We start from the raw sequence: 15,841 nt of genomic DNA, 5'->3' as shown, positions 1-15,841 counted from the left end.
GAATAAAACTCCAGGAGCGGCGTCCGCCCGGCGGACGCCGCTCATTCATTGTTAACCAAAATCTTTTTACTCTCAGCGTGAGATAGAACGGCTCGACTCTGCTCTGCGGCGCCTGATTCGGCAGAGGAACAAGGGACAACCTGGTGCTGCAATCCGCCGAAATCTCAGACGCGCCGCTGCGAATCGTGCATGTGCTCCGCGCGCCTGTCGGCGGCCTTTTCCGGCATGTCATGGATCTCACGCGCGAACAGATCGCGCGCGGCCACAAGGTTGGGATCATCGCGGACTCGCTCGCCGGGGGCGAGATGGCCGAAGCGCAATTCGCCGCCCTGACGCCGCATCTCGCGCTCGGTCTCGAGCGACTGCCCATTCACCGGCTTCCGCACCCGTCGGACTTTTCGGCCCTGATCTCGGTCAGCCGGCGGATCGCCGCGCTAAGGCCCGATGTCGTTCACGGCCACGGCTCAAAGGGCGGCGTGTATGCGCGCATGACCGGGCTCTTCGCCGGTCGGCGCGGCCCGGTGCGCATCTACACGCCGCATGGCGGCAGCCTGAATTACGAGCCGGGCTCGCTGAGCCACCGGGTCTTCATGATGATGGAGGCGCTGCTCGCCGCGCGCACGGACGCGCTGCTCTTCGAAAGCGCCTACATCGCGGGTCGCTTCGAGGCTTTCGTCGGCAAGCCCAAGGGACTGGCGCGCATCATTCCCAATGGCATTTCGGAGGGCGAATTCGCGCCGGTCGCGCCGCGTCCGGACGCCGCCGACCTGCTCTATGTCGGCGAGTTTCGCGATGCGAAGGGGATCGACACGCTCATCGACGCCGTTTCACTCCTGAAACAGCGCGGCGTGTCTCCGAGCGTCCAGCTTATCGGCGACGGAGCGGATCGCGATCAGCTCGAGGCGCGCGCCGCGCTGGCGGGAGTCGCGGCGCAGATGAATTTCGGGACGCCCCTGCGCGCGCGCGACGCCTTCGCGCTCGGCAAGGCCATGATCGTGCCGAGCCGCTTCGAGTCGCTTCCCTATATCGTGCTCGAGGCCGCGAGCGCGCAGATCCCGCTCGTCGCCACCAATGTCGGCGGCATGGCCGAAATTTTCGGGCCTTACGCCGACCGGCTGATCGAACCGGACGATCCCGTCATTCTCGCCGACGCGCTGGAGCGCCTGCTCGCGGAGCCGCAGGAAAAGCGGGCGCATGATGCGCAGACGCTCGCCGACCATGTCGCGTCGCGCTTCTCCGTGTCGAAAATGGCGGGCGATGTGATCGACGGCTATCGCGCCGCGCTCATGGCGCGGGCCGCAACGTCATGACGCAGGCTTTTTCCAGCGCCGCAGCCGCGCAGAATGCGCAAACAGGGCTCGTCTTCAATTACCAGCGCCTCGTCGACGCCGCCGTCTTTCTCTTCGTCTCGATGGGCGCGATCGCCATTATCGAGCCCTCGCCTTATGACTTCGCCTCGCTGATCGCCATGCCCTTGTGGTTTTTTGGCGGCTTCTCGGTCAATCGCAGCTTTCTCGTCTTCGCCTTTCTCATCCTCGCCTTCAACATAATGGGGTTCCTGGCGCTCATTCCCTATTGGGACAGCCCGGACTCGTCGCTCTACCAATATCAATCCGCCTATCTGGTGCTGACGGCGCTGTTCTATGCGCTGTTCATGGGCAATCGCACGACGCATCGCGTCGAGCTATGCCTCAAGGCCTATGTCACGGGATCGCTCGTCGCATCCGTCGCCGGCATTCTCGGCTATCTCAACGTCGCAGGACTTGGCGAAGGCGTCTTTCTTCACGCCGGCCGCGCCTCGGGCACCTTCAAGGACCCGAATGTGCTCGGCTCATTCCTCGTGCTGCCGATCGTCTATCTCGCGCACAGCCTCATGCTCGGGCGCGCGAAGAGCATGCTGCTGACAGGGGCGGCGCTGCTCATCGTCTTTCTCGGCATGTTCCTGTCCTTTTCGCGCGGCTCCTATGGCGCGACCGTGATCGGCTTTGGCCTGATGGCGGCGTCGGTCTATACGACCTCGACCAACCGCAAGATGAAGCGGCGCATCGTCATCGCCGCGCTCGGGGCCCTTGCGATGGTCGCCGTCGTCGTCGCGGTGCTGCTGTCCCTGCCCGAGACGCGCGAATTCTTCAATCAGCGCACCGCCGCCACGCAGGATTACGACGAAGGCTCGACGGGCCGCTTCGGCAATCAGCTACGCTCCATACCCATGCTGCTCGACCGCTTCATGGGCTTCGGGCCGCTGCGTTTCCGCCTCGTTTTCGATCTCGAGCCGCATAATTCCTATGTCGGCGCTTTCGCCAATAATGGCTGGCTCGGCGGCTTTCTTTTCGTTCTGCTGATCGGCGTGACGGTCTTTGTCGGCCTTCGTCTCATGTTCACGCCCTCGCCCGCGCAACGCCTGTCGCAAGCCGTCGTGCCGCCGTCAATCGGCCTCTTCCTGCAAGGCTTCCAGATCGACATTGATCACTGGCGCTTCGTCTTCTTCATGATCGGCGCCGTGTGGGGCCTCGAGGCGTTGAGACAGCGATGGGTCGATCAGGGAAGGCCGACTCTCAGTTCGGGCGGCCCCCTCACCCCGCTTGCGGAGAGAAGGAAAAGTCCCGCGCCGTTCTAACCTTATTTTGCTCGAACAGCCTTCTTCCGCTCCGGAAGAGCTTTCTCAGTTATGGGCGGCCGCCGCGCCATCGCCTCGGCGAGATAGCGGCCCGTATGGCTGCGCTTCTCTTTCACAATGTCGGCCGGCGGTCCCAATGCGACGATCTCGCCGCCGCCATCGCCGCCCTCGGGGCCCATATCGATGATCCAGTCCGCTGTCTTGATGACTTCGAGATTATGCTCGATCACGACGACGCTGTTGCCCTGCTCCACAAGCTCGTGCAGCACTTCGAGCAGCTTCGCGACATCGTGGAAATGCAGGCCCGTCGTCGGCTCGTCAAGAATGTAGAGCGTGCGGCCCGTCGAGCGGCGCGACAATTCCTTTGCGAGCTTCACGCGCTGCGCCTCGCCGCCTGAGAGCGTCGTCGCCTGCTGGCCGACATGGATGTAATCGAGGCCGACGCGCTTTAAGGTCTCCATCTTGTCGCGAATGGCGGGCACGGCCTTGAACAGCGTCGCCGCCTCCTCGACCGTCATGTCGAGCACGTCGGCGATGGACTTCTCGCGATATTTCACTTCCAGCGTTTCGCGGTCGTAGCGTTTGCCCTTGCAGACGTCGCAGGTGACATAAACGTCGGGCAGGAAGTGCATCTCGATCTTGATGACGCCGTCGCCCTGACAGGCCTCGCAGCGCCCGCCCTTCACATTGAAGGAGAAGCGCCCCGGCGCATAGCCGCGCGCCTTCGCCTCGGGCAGGCCCGCGAACCATTCGCGGATCGGCGTGAAAGCGCCGGTATAGGTCGCCGGATTCGAGCGCGGCGTGCGCCCGATCGGCGACTGGTCGATATCGATGATCTTGTCGATATGCTCCAGCCCTTCGAGCTTGTCGAAAGGCGCGGGCACTTCATGGGCGTTGTTCAGGCGCCGCGCCAACGCCTTGTAGAGCGTCTCGATGACGAGCGTCGACTTGCCGCCGCCGGAGACGCCCGTCACCGCGGTGAAGAGACCAAGCGGAATCTGCGCATCGACGTTTTTTAGGTTGTTGCCGCGCGCGCCGGAGAGCTTGAGCCAGCGTCCGGCCGTCGGCTTGCGCAACTTATGGCGCAGGATCACCTGCTTCTCGCCGGTGAGATATTGCCCGGTGAGCGACGCGGGATTGTCCATGATCTCCTGCGGCGCGCCCTGCGCGACGATCCTGCCGCCATGAATGCCGGCGCCGGGACCGACATCCACGACGTAATCCGCCGCGAGGATCGCATCCTCGTCATGCTCGACGACGATGACGCTGTTGCCGAGATTGCGCAGGCGCCGCAGCGTATCGAGGAGACGATCATTGTCGCGCTGATGCAGGCCGATGGACGGTTCGTCCAGTACGTAGAGAACGCCCGTGAGGCCCGAGCCGATCTGGGACGCGAGACGAATGCGCTGGCTTTCGCCGCCCGAAAGCGTGCCGGAATTGCGCGAGAGCGTGAGGTAGTCAAGGCCGACGTCGACGAGGAAGGTGAGACGCTCGCGTATCTCTTTCAGAATGCGATAAGCGATCTCGTTCTTCTTCTTGTCGAGTTCGCCCGGCAGTTTCGAGAACCACTCCAGCGCCGCGCGCACGGAGAGCTCCGACACTTCGCCAATATGCTTGCCCGAAATTTTCACGGCCAGCGCTTCTGGCTTGAGACGGAAGCCTTCGCAGGCGAGGCACGGCGTCGCCGACATATATCGCCCGATCTCCTCGCGCGCCCATTCGCTGTCCGTTTCCAGATAACGGCGTTCGAGATTGATGACGACGCCTTCGAAAGGCTTCTTCACGTCATAGGCGCGGAAGCCGTCTTCATAGGAGAATTTGATCTCCTCCTTGCCCGAGCCGAAGAGAATGACGTTTCGCGCTTTCTCCGGCAATTCCTCCCATGGCGTATCGAGCCTAAACTTGTAGTGCCGGCCCAGCGCTTCGAGCGTCTGCATGTAATAAGGCGAGGACGACTTCGCCCAGGGCGCGACGGCGCCCTTGCGCAGGGTCGCCTTGGGATTCGGCACAACGAGATCAGCGTCGACTTTCTGCTCGCAGCCAATGCCGCCGCAGGTCGGACAGGCGCCGAAGGGATTGTTGAAGGAGAAAAGACGCGGTTCGATTTCCGGGATGGTGAAGCCGGAAACGGGACAGGCGAATTTCGAGGAGAAGACGATGTGGCCGGGCGCGTAATGGGTGGAGACATTTGCGGCGGCGGTCGGCAGGTCGGCAATCGGCAGTCGGCCGCCTTGCTCGGACTGCCGTTTCCCCTTCTCCCTCTCCCCGCTTGCGGGGAGAGGGCTGGGGTGAGGGGCGAGCAACGTCATGGCGGCTTGCCCCTCACCCCGACCCTCTCCCCGCAAGCGGGGAGAGGGGGAGTCAGCGAATTCCACGACGGCCAACCCGCCTGACAGCTCCAACGCGGTCTCCAGACTGTCGGCGAGACGCGATGAAATATCCTTGCGCGCGACGATGCGGTCCACGACCACGTCGATATCGTGCTTCAGTTTCTTGTCGAGCGCGGGCGCGTCGGCGATCTCGTAATAGGTCCCGTCGATCTTCAGGCGCTGAAAGCCGCGCCGCGTGAATTCCGCGATCTCTTTCTTGTACTCGCCCTTACGGCCGCGCACGACGGGCGCGAGCAAATAGAGGCGCGAGCCCTCGGGCAGCGCCAGCACGCGGTCGACCATCTGCGAAACCGTCTGGCTCTCGATCGGCAGGCCGGTCGCCGGCGAATAGGGCGTGCCCACGCGCGCCCAGAGCAGGCGCATATAATCGTGGATCTCCGTCACCGTGCCAACGGTCGAGCGCGGGTTTTTGGATGTCGTCTTCTGCTCGATGGAGATGGCCGGCGAGAGCCCGTCGATCTGATCGACGTCCGGCTTCTGCATCATCTCCAGAAACTGACGGGCATAGGCCGAGAGCGATTCGACATAGCGCCGCTGCCCCTCGGCGTAGATCGTGTCGAAGGCGAGCGACGACTTGCCCGAGCCGGAGAGCCCCGTGAACACGACGAATTTGTCGCGCGGGATCGTCAGATCGACATTTTTGAGATTGTGCTCGCGCGCGCCGCGGATGGAGATGGTTTTGTCGCCGGCCGCTCTTTTGGCGTCGAACGCCATTTCCAACGCTTGCGCGGATTTCTTTGTGCTGCTCGCCATGTGCCGAAGGCTGGTGATGGGACGGGAGCGGCTAATCTAGGCGTTGCCGGGACCAAAAGCCACTTGCTGCATTGCAGAAATGGCGGGCGTTTTCACCCTTCCCCAGGAAAGACAGGATCTACACAATTGCGCGCGCACGCCAATCGATATACTCCATATCATATTGAAATATATATCGCCTTGCCGAGCCGGCGAGAAGTGATATCATCGATATCAACCAAAGGCGTTCCATGTCCGACATCCTTCTCCGCAATATCCCTCCCGAAATGAAGCGTCGAATCGAAGATTTGGCGCATGGCCACAGGCGAAGCCTGTCGAGCGAGGTGAAACTGTTGCTTGAGCGCGCTTTGTCGCAATCGCAACGAACCGAGAGTTCGCGAGAGACCGGAGGGCTCGGAACGCGACTGAAAGGCTTGGTGGCCTCCGAGGATTGGACCGACGACTTCATCCGGCCGCGAGACCGATCCGAACGGCCTGCGCCGGATTTCGAATGATCCTCCTAGACACCAACGTCATCTCCGAGATGATGAAGCCGGATGGCGACGCCAAGGCGCGCCGCTGGCTGGATTCTTATGCCGAGACTGACTTTTACATTGCAACGCCCGTCATCGCGGAGCTGCGTTACGGCTTGGCCCTCTTGGCGGAGGGGCGAAAGAAGGCCGCGCTGACGAAGGCCTGCGACATTATCGAGGACGATATTTTCGCCGGGCGGATATTGGCCTTCGACCAGCGCGCGGCGCATGCTTTTGCGTCGCTTCGCGCCAAGCGCCAGACGGCTGGACGACCGCTTGCCGTGATGGATGGAATGATCGCGAGCATCGCCACTGCGCACGCCATGACGATTGCATCACGCAATGTCGACGACTTCGCCGGTCTCGATCTGCCGATTGTCAATCCGTTCGAAGCAAATTAGCCGCGGCTGCTCCTTCGAGCGATCTCCCCGGAAAGTAGCGGTTGCGCCAAAGGCTGAGCCGGGGCTACCAGCGTAGACATGACCAAAACGCGCGCGCCTCTCCACCGCCTCCTCTATGTCCAGGTGCTCGCAGCCATCGCGCTCGGCGCGCTTTTCGGCTGGCTCGCGCCGCATATCGCCGCCGCCGATTGGGTGAAGGCGCTGGGCGACGGTTTCGTGAAGCTCATCAAAATGGCCATCGCGCCAATCATCTTCTGCACGGTGGTCTCCGGCGTCGCTCATATAGAGGACGCCAAAAAGGTCGGGCGCGTCGGCGTCAAGGCTCTCATTTATTTCGAGATCGTCTCGACCTTCGCGCTCGCCATCGGCCTGCTCGTCGGCAACATTCTGAAGCCCGGCGGCGATTTCGCCGGTAGGGCGGACGCAGCGGCCATCGCCAAATATGCAGAGGCCGCCGCGCATCGCAGCGGCGTCGATTTCCTGCTCGACATCATCCCGGACAGCGCCGTCGGCGCCTTCGCCAAGGGCGACATTCTGCAGGTGCTGCTCTTCTCCCTGCTGTTCGGCTTCGCGCTGCTCGGCATGGGAGAACGCGGCCGGCCGATGCGGCAATGGGTCGAGGAAGCGGGCCACGCCATGTTCGCCCTCATCGGCATCGTGATGAAGGCCGCGCCCATCGGCGCTTTCGGCGCCATGGCTTATACGGTTGGGAAATACGGCTCGACGGCGCTTCTCTCGCTCGGCGGGCTGATCGGCGCCTTCTATCTCACCTCGGCGCTGTTCGTCGTCATCGTGCTCGGCTCCATCGCGGCGGCGACAGGCTTCAATATCCTGCGTTTTCTCGCCTATCTCAAAGATGAGCTGCTTATCGTGCTCGGCACGTCTTCGTCCGAAAGCGCCCTGCCAGCCTTGATGGAGAAGCTCCAGCGCCTCGGCTGCTCGAAATCCGTCGTCGGCCTCGTCGTGCCGACCGGTTACAGCTTCAATCTCGACGGCACGAATATCTATATGACGCTGACGACGCTCTTCATCGCCCGCGCCATGGGCGCGGAGCTCGACGTCGCGCATCAGGCGACGATCCTCGTCGTCGCCATGCTCACCTCCAAGGGCGCGAGCGGCGTCTCCGGCGCCGGCTTCATCACGCTCGCCGCGACGCTCACCGCCGTCGATCCGGCGCTCGCGCCCGGCATGTCCTTCGTGCTCGGCATCGACAAATTCATGAGCGAATGCCGCGCCCTCACCAATTTCATCGGCAATGGCGTCGCGACGATCGTCGTCTCGGCATGGGAGGGCGAACTCGATCGGGAGAAGCTGAAAGCCGTCCTTGCGCCGTCGTAACGCAAGGCGATCAGGTCGAACGGAGCAATCATGTTCTCGCACATATTCATTGGGGTCGGCGATTTTGAACGCGCGCTCGCCTTTTACGCGCCACTCATGGCGCGGCTGGGCGCCGAGTTGAAATTCATTGAGCGCGAACGCCCCTGGGCGGGCTGGAGGGCGACGGCCTCGGATAGGCCTTTATTCCTGATCGGCGCCCCCTTCGAAGGCGCCCCGGCGCCCGGCAACGGCCAGATGACGGCGTTCCTCGCTCGGGACAGAGCCACTGTTGACGCCTGCCACGCCCTCGCCCTGGAACATGGCGGGCGGTGCGAGGGCCCGCCCGGCCTGCGGCCGCACTATCATCCCGATTATTACGGCGCCTATTTCCGCGATCCGGACGGCGCCAAGCTCTGCGTCTGCTGCCACGACCCGGCTTGAGACGCGCCGGCGCCGCTTGCGTCGGCCCGCGCGGGATGCTAGAACAAAAATGGAACATAAGCCCGGCTGCGCCCGCATCATCTGTGGACAAGCCCATCCGGAGCGTCATCCTACGTCGCGATGGCGTTAGAGTGCCCCGCATCGATTGAGTGGAGAGAGACATGGCGGGTAGCGTCAACAAGGTCATTCTGGTCGGCAATCTGGGCCGCGATCCGGAAGTGCGGACCTTTCCGTCGGGCGACCGCGTCGTCTCCTTCTCCGTCGCGACCTCGGATACGTGGCGCGACAAGGCTACGGGCGAGCGTCGCGAGCGCACGGAATGGCACAATGTCTCGGTCTTCAACGAGGCGCTAGGCAAGATCGCGGAGCAATATTGCCGCAAGGGCGCGAAGATCTATCTCGAGGGGCAGCTTCAGACCCGCGAATATACTGACAAGGACGGCAATCAGCGCAAGGCGACCGATGTCGTCATCCCGCGCTTTCGCGGCGAGCTGACCCTGCTCGACAGCAAGGGCGGCGGCCGCGGCGAAGGGGCTTACGAAGGCGGCGGCTATCAGAGCGGCGGCGCCGGCTCATTCGGCCGCTCCTCGCCCATGGAGCGCGCGCCGGCCGAACGTGGCCCCGCCCCGGCCGCGAGCGGCGGCCGTCTGTCGGATCAGCTCGACGACGACATTCCGTTCTGATGAATTCCCGGCTGTAAAGGCGTCGAATTCCGTGGGGCGCGCAACGCCGTCGCGCAAGCGGCGGCGTTTTTGTTTCTCGCTCATGCGTGGTCGAAGCGTCTTTGCGTCTCTCCCCGCAATTTTCGCTCTGTGAATTTCGCGCCGTGGAGACGCGAAAATTCCCCGAAATTTCGGGCGTCTCCTACCGCCAGATTTAACGTTAAGGGCAGTTCGATCAAAACTAGTTGCAATTGTCTGAAAGATTCGAAGATCGGAACAAGGAATCGTTAAGGAAACGCTAACACTCTCTCGCCTCAGAAGCGGCCCCGGAAAGACCCGGAACCGCAGGAAATTCCAGGGAGCGCGCCGAGCGAGGCCGTGCTCCCAGCCCCTGAGCGAGAGCAAGAAATGATCGAACGCGTTAACGAATCCTCTTTACGGGACGCCCCCGCGAAAGCGGAGAATTGCGCCGATTTCATTCACGACCGCCGCGGCGTCGCCGCTGTCGAATTCGGCTTTATTGCGCTGCCTTTCCTGCTGCTGGTCATCGCGATCCTCGAATACAGCTACGGCAATTTCGCGCAGTCGCGGCTCGACGCGGTCGTCCAGCAGACCGCCCGCGAGATCATGACGGGCAACGTGCAAAACCAGTCGGTCGCCGGCAAGCCGCTCGACGCCGCCCAGTTTCGCGCGCAGATCATGTGCCCGAAACTGCCGGCGATCATGAGCTGCAACGACCTCTATGTGGACGTGCAGACCTTCGACGCGCCGACGGGCGGCGCCGCGCCGGCGACGACGCCCTACGCCAATTACGTCAACGCTGCGAAGAACGGCCTCAAGACTCCCGCGCTCGACAATTCGAAAAACGCCTACTGCATCGGCGGCGCCAAGAAATACGTGGTCATCCGCGCGGCCTATCCGACGCCCATCCTCACCACCGCCGCGGTTTTCCCGAGCTACACGACCTACAAGGGCCGCAAGACGCGCGTCGTGACCTCGACGGCCACGTTCAAGAACGAGCCGTTCCCCGTCAATTATGCCGGCTGCTGAGCCGACGCCCGCAAGGAACGCTTCAATGAGGAAGAACCTTCTTCGCGAAAATCAGGGCTTCGCGGCCGTCGAATTCGGCCTCGCCCTTCCCCTCCTCGTCCTCATGCTGCTCGGCTTCGTCGAGCTCGACCGCTACGCCTGGGCGACCCGACAGCTCGAAGTGACGGCGAACGCCATCGCGCAAATGCTGTCGCAATCGCAGAAGGTCGAGCCCGTCGACATGAAATATGCGCAGGACTCCGCGATGGTCCTGTTTCCACGCGCCTTGCAGGACGGCGCGCGGCTCGGAAAGAGCTGGGACAATATGATCAAAGTCGGCATGAGCTCGGTCGGCTTCGCACCGACCATGCCGGGCTGCATCGCGAACTGCACCTATCAGGCGAAGCTCTCCTGGAGCGGGGGCTCCGATCGCCGGCCTTGCGGCGCCGCGTTGACCGCCGTTCCCGACAATACGCCCCCCAGCAAAACAACGCTGCCGACCGACGTCTTCGGCCCGAATTCGGTGATCGTCGTCGATCTCACCTTCGCCTATCAGCCGCTCTTCGCGGCGGAGATCTTCGGTCCGCTCACGATCAAGCGCTCAAGCTATCTGCAGCCGCGCTACGTGGACAAGCTTCCCTATTCGATCGCCGGCGGCGATTCCTTCGTCACGACCTGTGCTTGAGAGCGTAACATGCGTCACATCTCCACGACCCCGCATTCCCCGAAAGAAAAGGCCGCGCGTTTCGCCCGCGACGAGAAGGGCGGCGTCGCCATCGTGATGGGTCTCTCCATCATCCCGCTGGTTTTGGCCTCGGGCCTCGCGGCGGATTACGCCATCCTGCAAAGCGCCAAGGCGCGCATGGACGCTTCCGCCGACGCGGCCGCCCTCACCGCGATCAAAACCGCGCAGAACACGATCGCGACGCTCTCGGCGACCAATCCCAACCCGCAGCCGCAGGCGAGGGCCGACGCCCGCGCCCAGGCGGAAAAATCCTTCTACGCTCAGGCCGGCAAGCGCGCCTCGGACCTCCTCGGCAAGCCGACCTTCGACGTCAGGATCAACGGCCAGAACGTGACGGCGACAGTCGCCTATAACGCCGCGATGCCCTCCAATTTCGGCAAGATCGCCGGCATCAAGCTGATGAATTACAGTGGCGGCGCGGGCGCGCAGCTCACCATGGCGAAGTTTCTCGACTTCTACATGCTGGTCGACGTCTCCGCCTCGATGGGCCTGCCCTCGACGATCGCCGGCCAGAACCAGCTCGCCGCGGCGAGCCCGGATGGCAAACAGGACAATGGCGACGGCTGCATGTTCGCCTGCCACTTTCCTGGAAAAAACAGCTTTAATTATGCGCGCGCGCATAACATCCAGCTTCGCGTCGACGCCGTCGGCGCAGCCATCGCGCAGCTCATGAAGACCGCGAACGATACCGCGACGCTGCCCAAGCAGTTCCGCATGGGCGTCTATCCCTTCGTCACCCACGTCAATTCCTTCGTCGATCTCACCGACGATCTGATGGGCGACCAATATTCCGTGGCGACCGCGATCAACTACAATCCGGCGACGCAGATGACCGATTTCGGCAAGCTGCTGGACGGCGGCGACGACAAGGTTTTTGCCCGCAGCCTCAACGTCAATTACAAGGCCAATCCGAAGATCCCGGCCGACACGGCGACTTTGGGCGCCGGCGGCTCGCATATCCACTCCGTCTTTGACGAGATCAGCGCGAAGATCACGACGGTGGGCGACGGCTCCGGCGCGAGCAAGGGCCAGCCTTTCGTCTTCTTCGTGTCGGACGGCATGGAGGACAGCCAGTGGTATGTCAGCGCCACGGGCGCCTGGCCGGGCGTGACCGCCTATCCGACGCAGCCCGGCGAGACCGTCTCCATCCGCGCCATGGACGCGGCGAAATGCGCCGCGCTGAAGGCGCGGGGCGTGACGATCTCAGTCCTGCAGATCCCCTATCCGGCCTTCCCGCACCCGACCAATTACGCCAGTTCGGAAGCGTATAAAGTCAACGACGCCGTTCCCAATCTCGACGCCGCGATGCAGGCCTGCGCCTCGCCGGGCTTCTACCACAAGGCGGACACGCCGCAGGACATCGCCAATGCGATGCAGGACATGTTCCGCCAGGCGGTGCAGTCGGCGCGGCTGACGCAGTGAGCGAGCGCTCACCCTTTCCTCGAGAAGAAGGGTGAGAGCCCCTCGCGCCCCGCCCTTGCCATGCGGCGCCCATTGCGATAGCAGGACCCGAGCCGATGCGCGGGCCGACCGCGTCCCCGAGCGACCCCTCGAGAGTGCGCCATGAGCCAGAAGCCGATCAACTTCCTGCATCTTTCCACGCTGGTCGCGGTCGCGATCCTCGTCGGAACGGAGCTTGTCGGCGCCTCCTGGGCCGCCGGCTGGGCGCTGGGGGGCCTCTTTCAGCTCGATCCCATGATCAGCCACGCGCTCGAAGCGCTTTTCTCGCTCCTGGGTTTTATCGGCCTCTATTTCTTCATGAAAACAGCGGTTCGGAACGAGCCGATCCGCGGCTAAAGCACGCCAGCCTCCCGCGCGAGAAACGCGCTAACAGTCCGTTCAGGCTTGCGCTTCACCCTCGCCGTTCAGCACCTTCGCCCCGAGGGCGCCGCATTGCGCCTTCATAGCCGGAATCTTCGCCACAGGAATTTCGGAATGATCGATAAGCAGGACCGCCGTTCCTTTCTCAAGACCGCTGCGGCGACGAGCGCCCTCGGCGCCGTCGGCGCGCGGCCGGCCAACGCCGCGGCGACGCGCATTTCCAACGTCAAGCTCGCCGCCCCCCAGCCCTTTTCTTTCGAGGCGCTGAAGCAGGAGGCGAAGCGGCTCGTCAAGGAGCCCTATCGCGCGCCGAACGTCCCCGCTCCCGAAATCACGTCGCAGATCGACTATGAAAAATGGGGGCAGATCACCTACAACACCGACCATGCGCTCTACGCCGACACCGGGGAGCGCTTCCCGGTCGAGTTCTTCCATCTCGGCATGTTTTTCAAAAAGGCGATCCGCGTTTTCGCCGTCGAGAATGGCGACGCCCGCGAGATCATTTACGACACCAGCTATTTCAACATGCCGGAGGACTCGATCGCCCGGAAGCTGCCGGCGGGCGCGGGTTTCGCCGGGTTCCGCATTCAGGAATCCAAGGACGGTTCGCTCGACTGGAAGAAGAACGACTGGGTCGCCTTTCTCGGCGCCTCCTATTTCCGCGCCATCGGCGAATTGCGCCAATACGGCCTGTCCGCGCGCGGCGTCGCGCTCGACACCTGGCAGATGGGCTCGAATGAAGAGTTCCCCGATTTCACGCAGATCTATGTCGGTCCTGAAACCGAAGACGGCGTCGTGCTCCACGCGCTGCTCGAAGGCCCCTCCATCACCGGCGCCTATAAGTTCCTGATGACGCGCGGCAAGGGCGTGGTGATGGACATTGACTGCGCGCTCTATCTGCGGGGCTCCTTCACGCGTTTCGGCGTTGCGCCGCTCACCTCGATGTATTGGTTCTCCGAGACGAAAAAGCCGACCGCCGTCGACTGGCGTCCGGAAGTTCACGATTCCGACGGCCTCTCCATGTGGACGGGAACCGGCGAGCGCCTGTGGCGCCCGCTCAACAATCCCGACCGCGTCATGGCCTCAGCCTTCGGGGACAATAATCCCAAGGGCTTCGGCCTGATGCAGCGCGATCGCGTTTACGACCACTATCTCGACAACGTCTTCTACGACCGGCGTCCGAGCGTCTGGGTCGAGCCCAAGGGCGACTGGGGCAAGGGAACGATCCAGCTCATCGAAATCCCGACCGACGACGAAATCCACGACAATGTCGTCTGCGTCTGGGTTCCGGAAAAGAACGCCGTTCCGGGCGCCGAGTTCGAATTCTCCTACCGCCTGCATTGGCTCGCGGACGAGCCTTATCCGACCAATCTCGCGCGCTGCGTCGGGACGCGGCTCGGCAATGGCGGCCAGCCCGGCAAGCCGCGCCCGAAGGGCGTGCGCAAATTCATGGTGGAGTTCCTTGGCGACCCGCTGGCGAAGCTGCCTTTCGGCGTGAAGCCCGAGCCCGTCCTCTGGGCGTCGCGTGGGTCCTTCTCCTACGTCTATACGGAAGCGGTCTTCGACGGCGTGCCCGGCCATTGGCGCGCGCAATTCGATCTGACAGTCGAGGGGAACGACCCCGTCGAAATGCGCCTCTATCTGAAGAACGGCGACACGATCCTCTCGGAGAGCTGGCTCTATCAGTATCATCCGTTCTGAGCGCGCTATGCGCTCAGTCGAGCCGCGTTTGAAAGCCGCCGTCGCGCGCAATGCCCAATAGTTGCGTCGCGGATTCGCGCCAGCTTGTCGGCGCGACGACGGGGGCGGCGGGCTTCTCGGCAAGCGCTTCGCGCATCCGCTCGGCGAGGCTGTCGCTGTCGAGCAGATCGAAATAGCGCGCGCTGTCCCCTGCGACTTCGCGAAACACCGCGATATCCGTCGCAATGACCGGCGCGCCGTAATTCGCCGCCTCGACGATCGGCAGACCGAAGCCCTCCGCGACGGAAGCGAGCGCCAGCGCGCGCGCATTTCGGTAAAGGAAAGCGAGATCGGCGTCGCTCGCGCGATCGAGCCAGAAGAGTCGCTTGCCGAATTCCGGATGGTGCTTGAGGCGCCGCTCGAATTGCCGCATGCCCCAGCCTTTGCCGCCAACGACGACGTAGGACGCGTCGACGCCCGCATCCCACAGCTTTTCCAACGCATCGAGCGCGACGGGATAGCCCTTGCGCGGCTCCACCGTGCCGACGCCGAGAAAATAGGGCCGCCCCTTCACAATCTCTTGCGCGCGCTCGGAGACGTCGCCCGAAGCGGCGCCCGAGAAATCCGCGCCGAGCCGCCACCAGCCGAGCGGCACGCCGGGCTTGGTCAGATTATTGGCGGAGAGATAGTCGCGAAGACTTTCGGCGGCGGCGCGCGAATCGGCGACGACGCCGTCGCTTTTCAGGACGATCTGCGAGAGCCATCCCACGAAGCGCTGCGTCAGCGCCGGCGGGAAGGCGGCGGGATGGATCAAGGGAAGAATGTCGTAGAGACAGACGATGTTCTTCCCGCCCTTGGCCTTCACCCTGTCCAGGATCGGCAGATATTCTTCCGTATGGTTCCAACTGGCGTCGAGCATCAGGAAAATGTCGCCCTGCTCGATCTCGACAATCTCCGGAATGTCCGGATGACTGTAATAAGTGAAGAGCCGGCCGTTATGGATTGCGACGGGCAGGCCCGCGCCTATCAGCCATCCGTTGCGCGCGATCTCGCGCACCACGCGTTGAATGCCGGTATTCTTCCCGGAGCGCAGCGTGCTCGTCATGTCGAGAAGCAAGCGCGGCCGCGCGGCCAGCGCCGCCTCTGGCGCGAGCGTCGGCTGATCGATTTTCTTCCAGGCGGGGACGCGATTACGGCGCTCGACATAGCCCGGGAACAGAAACGCTTCGCTCTGGCGCAGGAAACGGGAGACCGTCCAGTAAAGCTCCATCGCGCGCAGGCGGATAAGCTTTTGCAGGCGCGTCAATTGGCGGCGCGCGTGAGAAGCGCCGGCTTCATCGGCGCGCTCCAGCCGGGTCAGGGCATTGAGATAAGCCGCAATCTCCAGCTCTTCCGTTCTCTCGAGAAGCATATCCGGCTCACCGTCGAGTTCTTGCTGCAAATCACTCTCATCAATTGATGCACATGAGCCTT

General features: G+C 63.2%; 14 protein-coding genes. 12 read left to right on the top strand and 2 right to left on the bottom strand.

Annotated features, from left to right (window positions below):
* Window positions 1-143 precede the first annotated feature (143 nt).
* Complete coding sequence (locus MMG94_RS01050; RefSeq protein WP_016918999.1) at window positions 144-1,310, top strand: glycosyltransferase; 1,167 nt, start codon at window positions 144-146, stop codon at window positions 1,308-1,310.
* Window positions 1,307-2,617 (top strand): O-antigen ligase family protein, encoded by a 1,311-nt coding sequence (locus MMG94_RS01045; protein WP_016919000.1) that lies wholly within the window; start codon window positions 1,307-1,309, stop codon window positions 2,615-2,617. The genes MMG94_RS01050 and MMG94_RS01045 overlap by 4 nt, the downstream gene beginning before the upstream one ends.
* 2 nt (window positions 2,618-2,619) lie before the next feature.
* Here MMG94_RS01045 and uvrA read toward each other — a convergent pair whose 3' ends face one another.
* Entirely contained in the window at window positions 2,620-5,721 is a 3,102-nt protein-coding gene (uvrA, locus tag MMG94_RS01040; protein ID WP_154420111.1) for an excinuclease ABC subunit UvrA, read from the bottom strand.
* A gap of 269 nt (window positions 5,722-5,990) precedes the next feature.
* Between uvrA and MMG94_RS22070 the strand changes: the two genes are divergently transcribed.
* The 10 genes from MMG94_RS22070 to MMG94_RS00995 all read left to right on the top strand — a co-directional run bounded on the left by MMG94_RS22070 (window position 5,991) and on the right by MMG94_RS00995 (window position 14,389).
* Window positions 5,991-6,254 carry a FitA-like ribbon-helix-helix domain-containing protein gene (locus tag MMG94_RS22070; protein WP_016921520.1) on the top strand — a complete coding sequence of 88 codons (264 nt, stop codon included), beginning with the start codon at window positions 5,991-5,993 and terminating at the stop codon, window positions 6,252-6,254.
* Window positions 6,251-6,673, top strand: coding sequence for a type II toxin-antitoxin system VapC family toxin (locus MMG94_RS01035; protein WP_016921519.1), 423 nt, complete (start codon window positions 6,251-6,253; stop codon window positions 6,671-6,673). The genes MMG94_RS22070 and MMG94_RS01035 overlap by 4 nt, the downstream gene beginning before the upstream one ends.
* Before the next feature lie 78 nt (window positions 6,674-6,751).
* Window positions 6,752-8,011 carry a C4-dicarboxylate transporter DctA gene (dctA, locus tag MMG94_RS01030; protein WP_016921518.1) on the top strand — a complete coding sequence of 420 codons (1,260 nt, stop codon included), beginning with the start codon at window positions 6,752-6,754 and terminating at the stop codon, window positions 8,009-8,011.
* A 30-nt stretch (window positions 8,012-8,041) separates the two neighbouring features.
* Window positions 8,042-8,431 carry a VOC family protein gene (locus tag MMG94_RS01025; protein WP_016921517.1) on the top strand — a complete coding sequence of 130 codons (390 nt, stop codon included), beginning with the start codon at window positions 8,042-8,044 and terminating at the stop codon, window positions 8,429-8,431.
* Between the two features lie 161 nt (window positions 8,432-8,592).
* Window positions 8,593-9,114 (top strand): single-stranded DNA-binding protein, encoded by a 522-nt coding sequence (ssb, locus tag MMG94_RS01020; RefSeq protein ID WP_016921516.1) that lies wholly within the window; start codon window positions 8,593-8,595, stop codon window positions 9,112-9,114.
* A gap of 387 nt (window positions 9,115-9,501) precedes the next feature.
* The gene (locus MMG94_RS01015) at window positions 9,502-10,143 is read left to right on the top strand and encodes a TadE/TadG family type IV pilus assembly protein (protein ID WP_016921514.1); all 642 of its coding nucleotides are present in this window, start codon (window positions 9,502-9,504) and stop codon (window positions 10,141-10,143) included.
* A 25-nt stretch (window positions 10,144-10,168) separates the two neighbouring features.
* Complete coding sequence (locus MMG94_RS01010) at window positions 10,169-10,807, top strand: TadE/TadG family type IV pilus assembly protein (protein WP_016921513.1); 639 nt, start codon at window positions 10,169-10,171, stop codon at window positions 10,805-10,807.
* A 9-nt stretch (window positions 10,808-10,816) separates the two neighbouring features.
* Complete coding sequence (locus MMG94_RS01005) at window positions 10,817-12,289, top strand: pilus assembly protein TadG-related protein (RefSeq protein WP_016921512.1); 1,473 nt, start codon at window positions 10,817-10,819, stop codon at window positions 12,287-12,289.
* Between the two features lie 141 nt (window positions 12,290-12,430).
* Complete coding sequence (locus MMG94_RS01000) at window positions 12,431-12,664, top strand: hypothetical protein (RefSeq protein WP_016921511.1); 234 nt, start codon at window positions 12,431-12,433, stop codon at window positions 12,662-12,664.
* 138 nt (window positions 12,665-12,802) lie between these two features.
* Entirely contained in the window at window positions 12,803-14,389 is a 1,587-nt protein-coding gene (locus tag MMG94_RS00995) for an OpgD/OpgG family glucan biosynthesis protein (RefSeq protein ID WP_016921510.1), read from the top strand.
* 13 nt (window positions 14,390-14,402) lie between these two features.
* Here the strand turns inward: MMG94_RS00995 and MMG94_RS00990 are convergent, their stop codons facing one another.
* A complete protein-coding gene (locus tag MMG94_RS00990) occupies window positions 14,403-15,779 on the bottom strand; it encodes a glycosyltransferase family 4 protein (RefSeq protein WP_040579507.1) in 1,377 nt (458 codons plus the stop codon).
* Window positions 15,780-15,841: the final 62 nt, after the last annotated feature.

The sequence above is a fragment of the Methylocystis parvus OBBP genome, from assembly GCF_027571405.1.
Lineage (GTDB): Bacteria > Pseudomonadota > Alphaproteobacteria > Rhizobiales > Beijerinckiaceae > Methylocystis > Methylocystis parva.
Note: the sequence above shows the minus strand (reverse complement) of the source record. Positions and strands in the feature narration are given on the sequence as shown.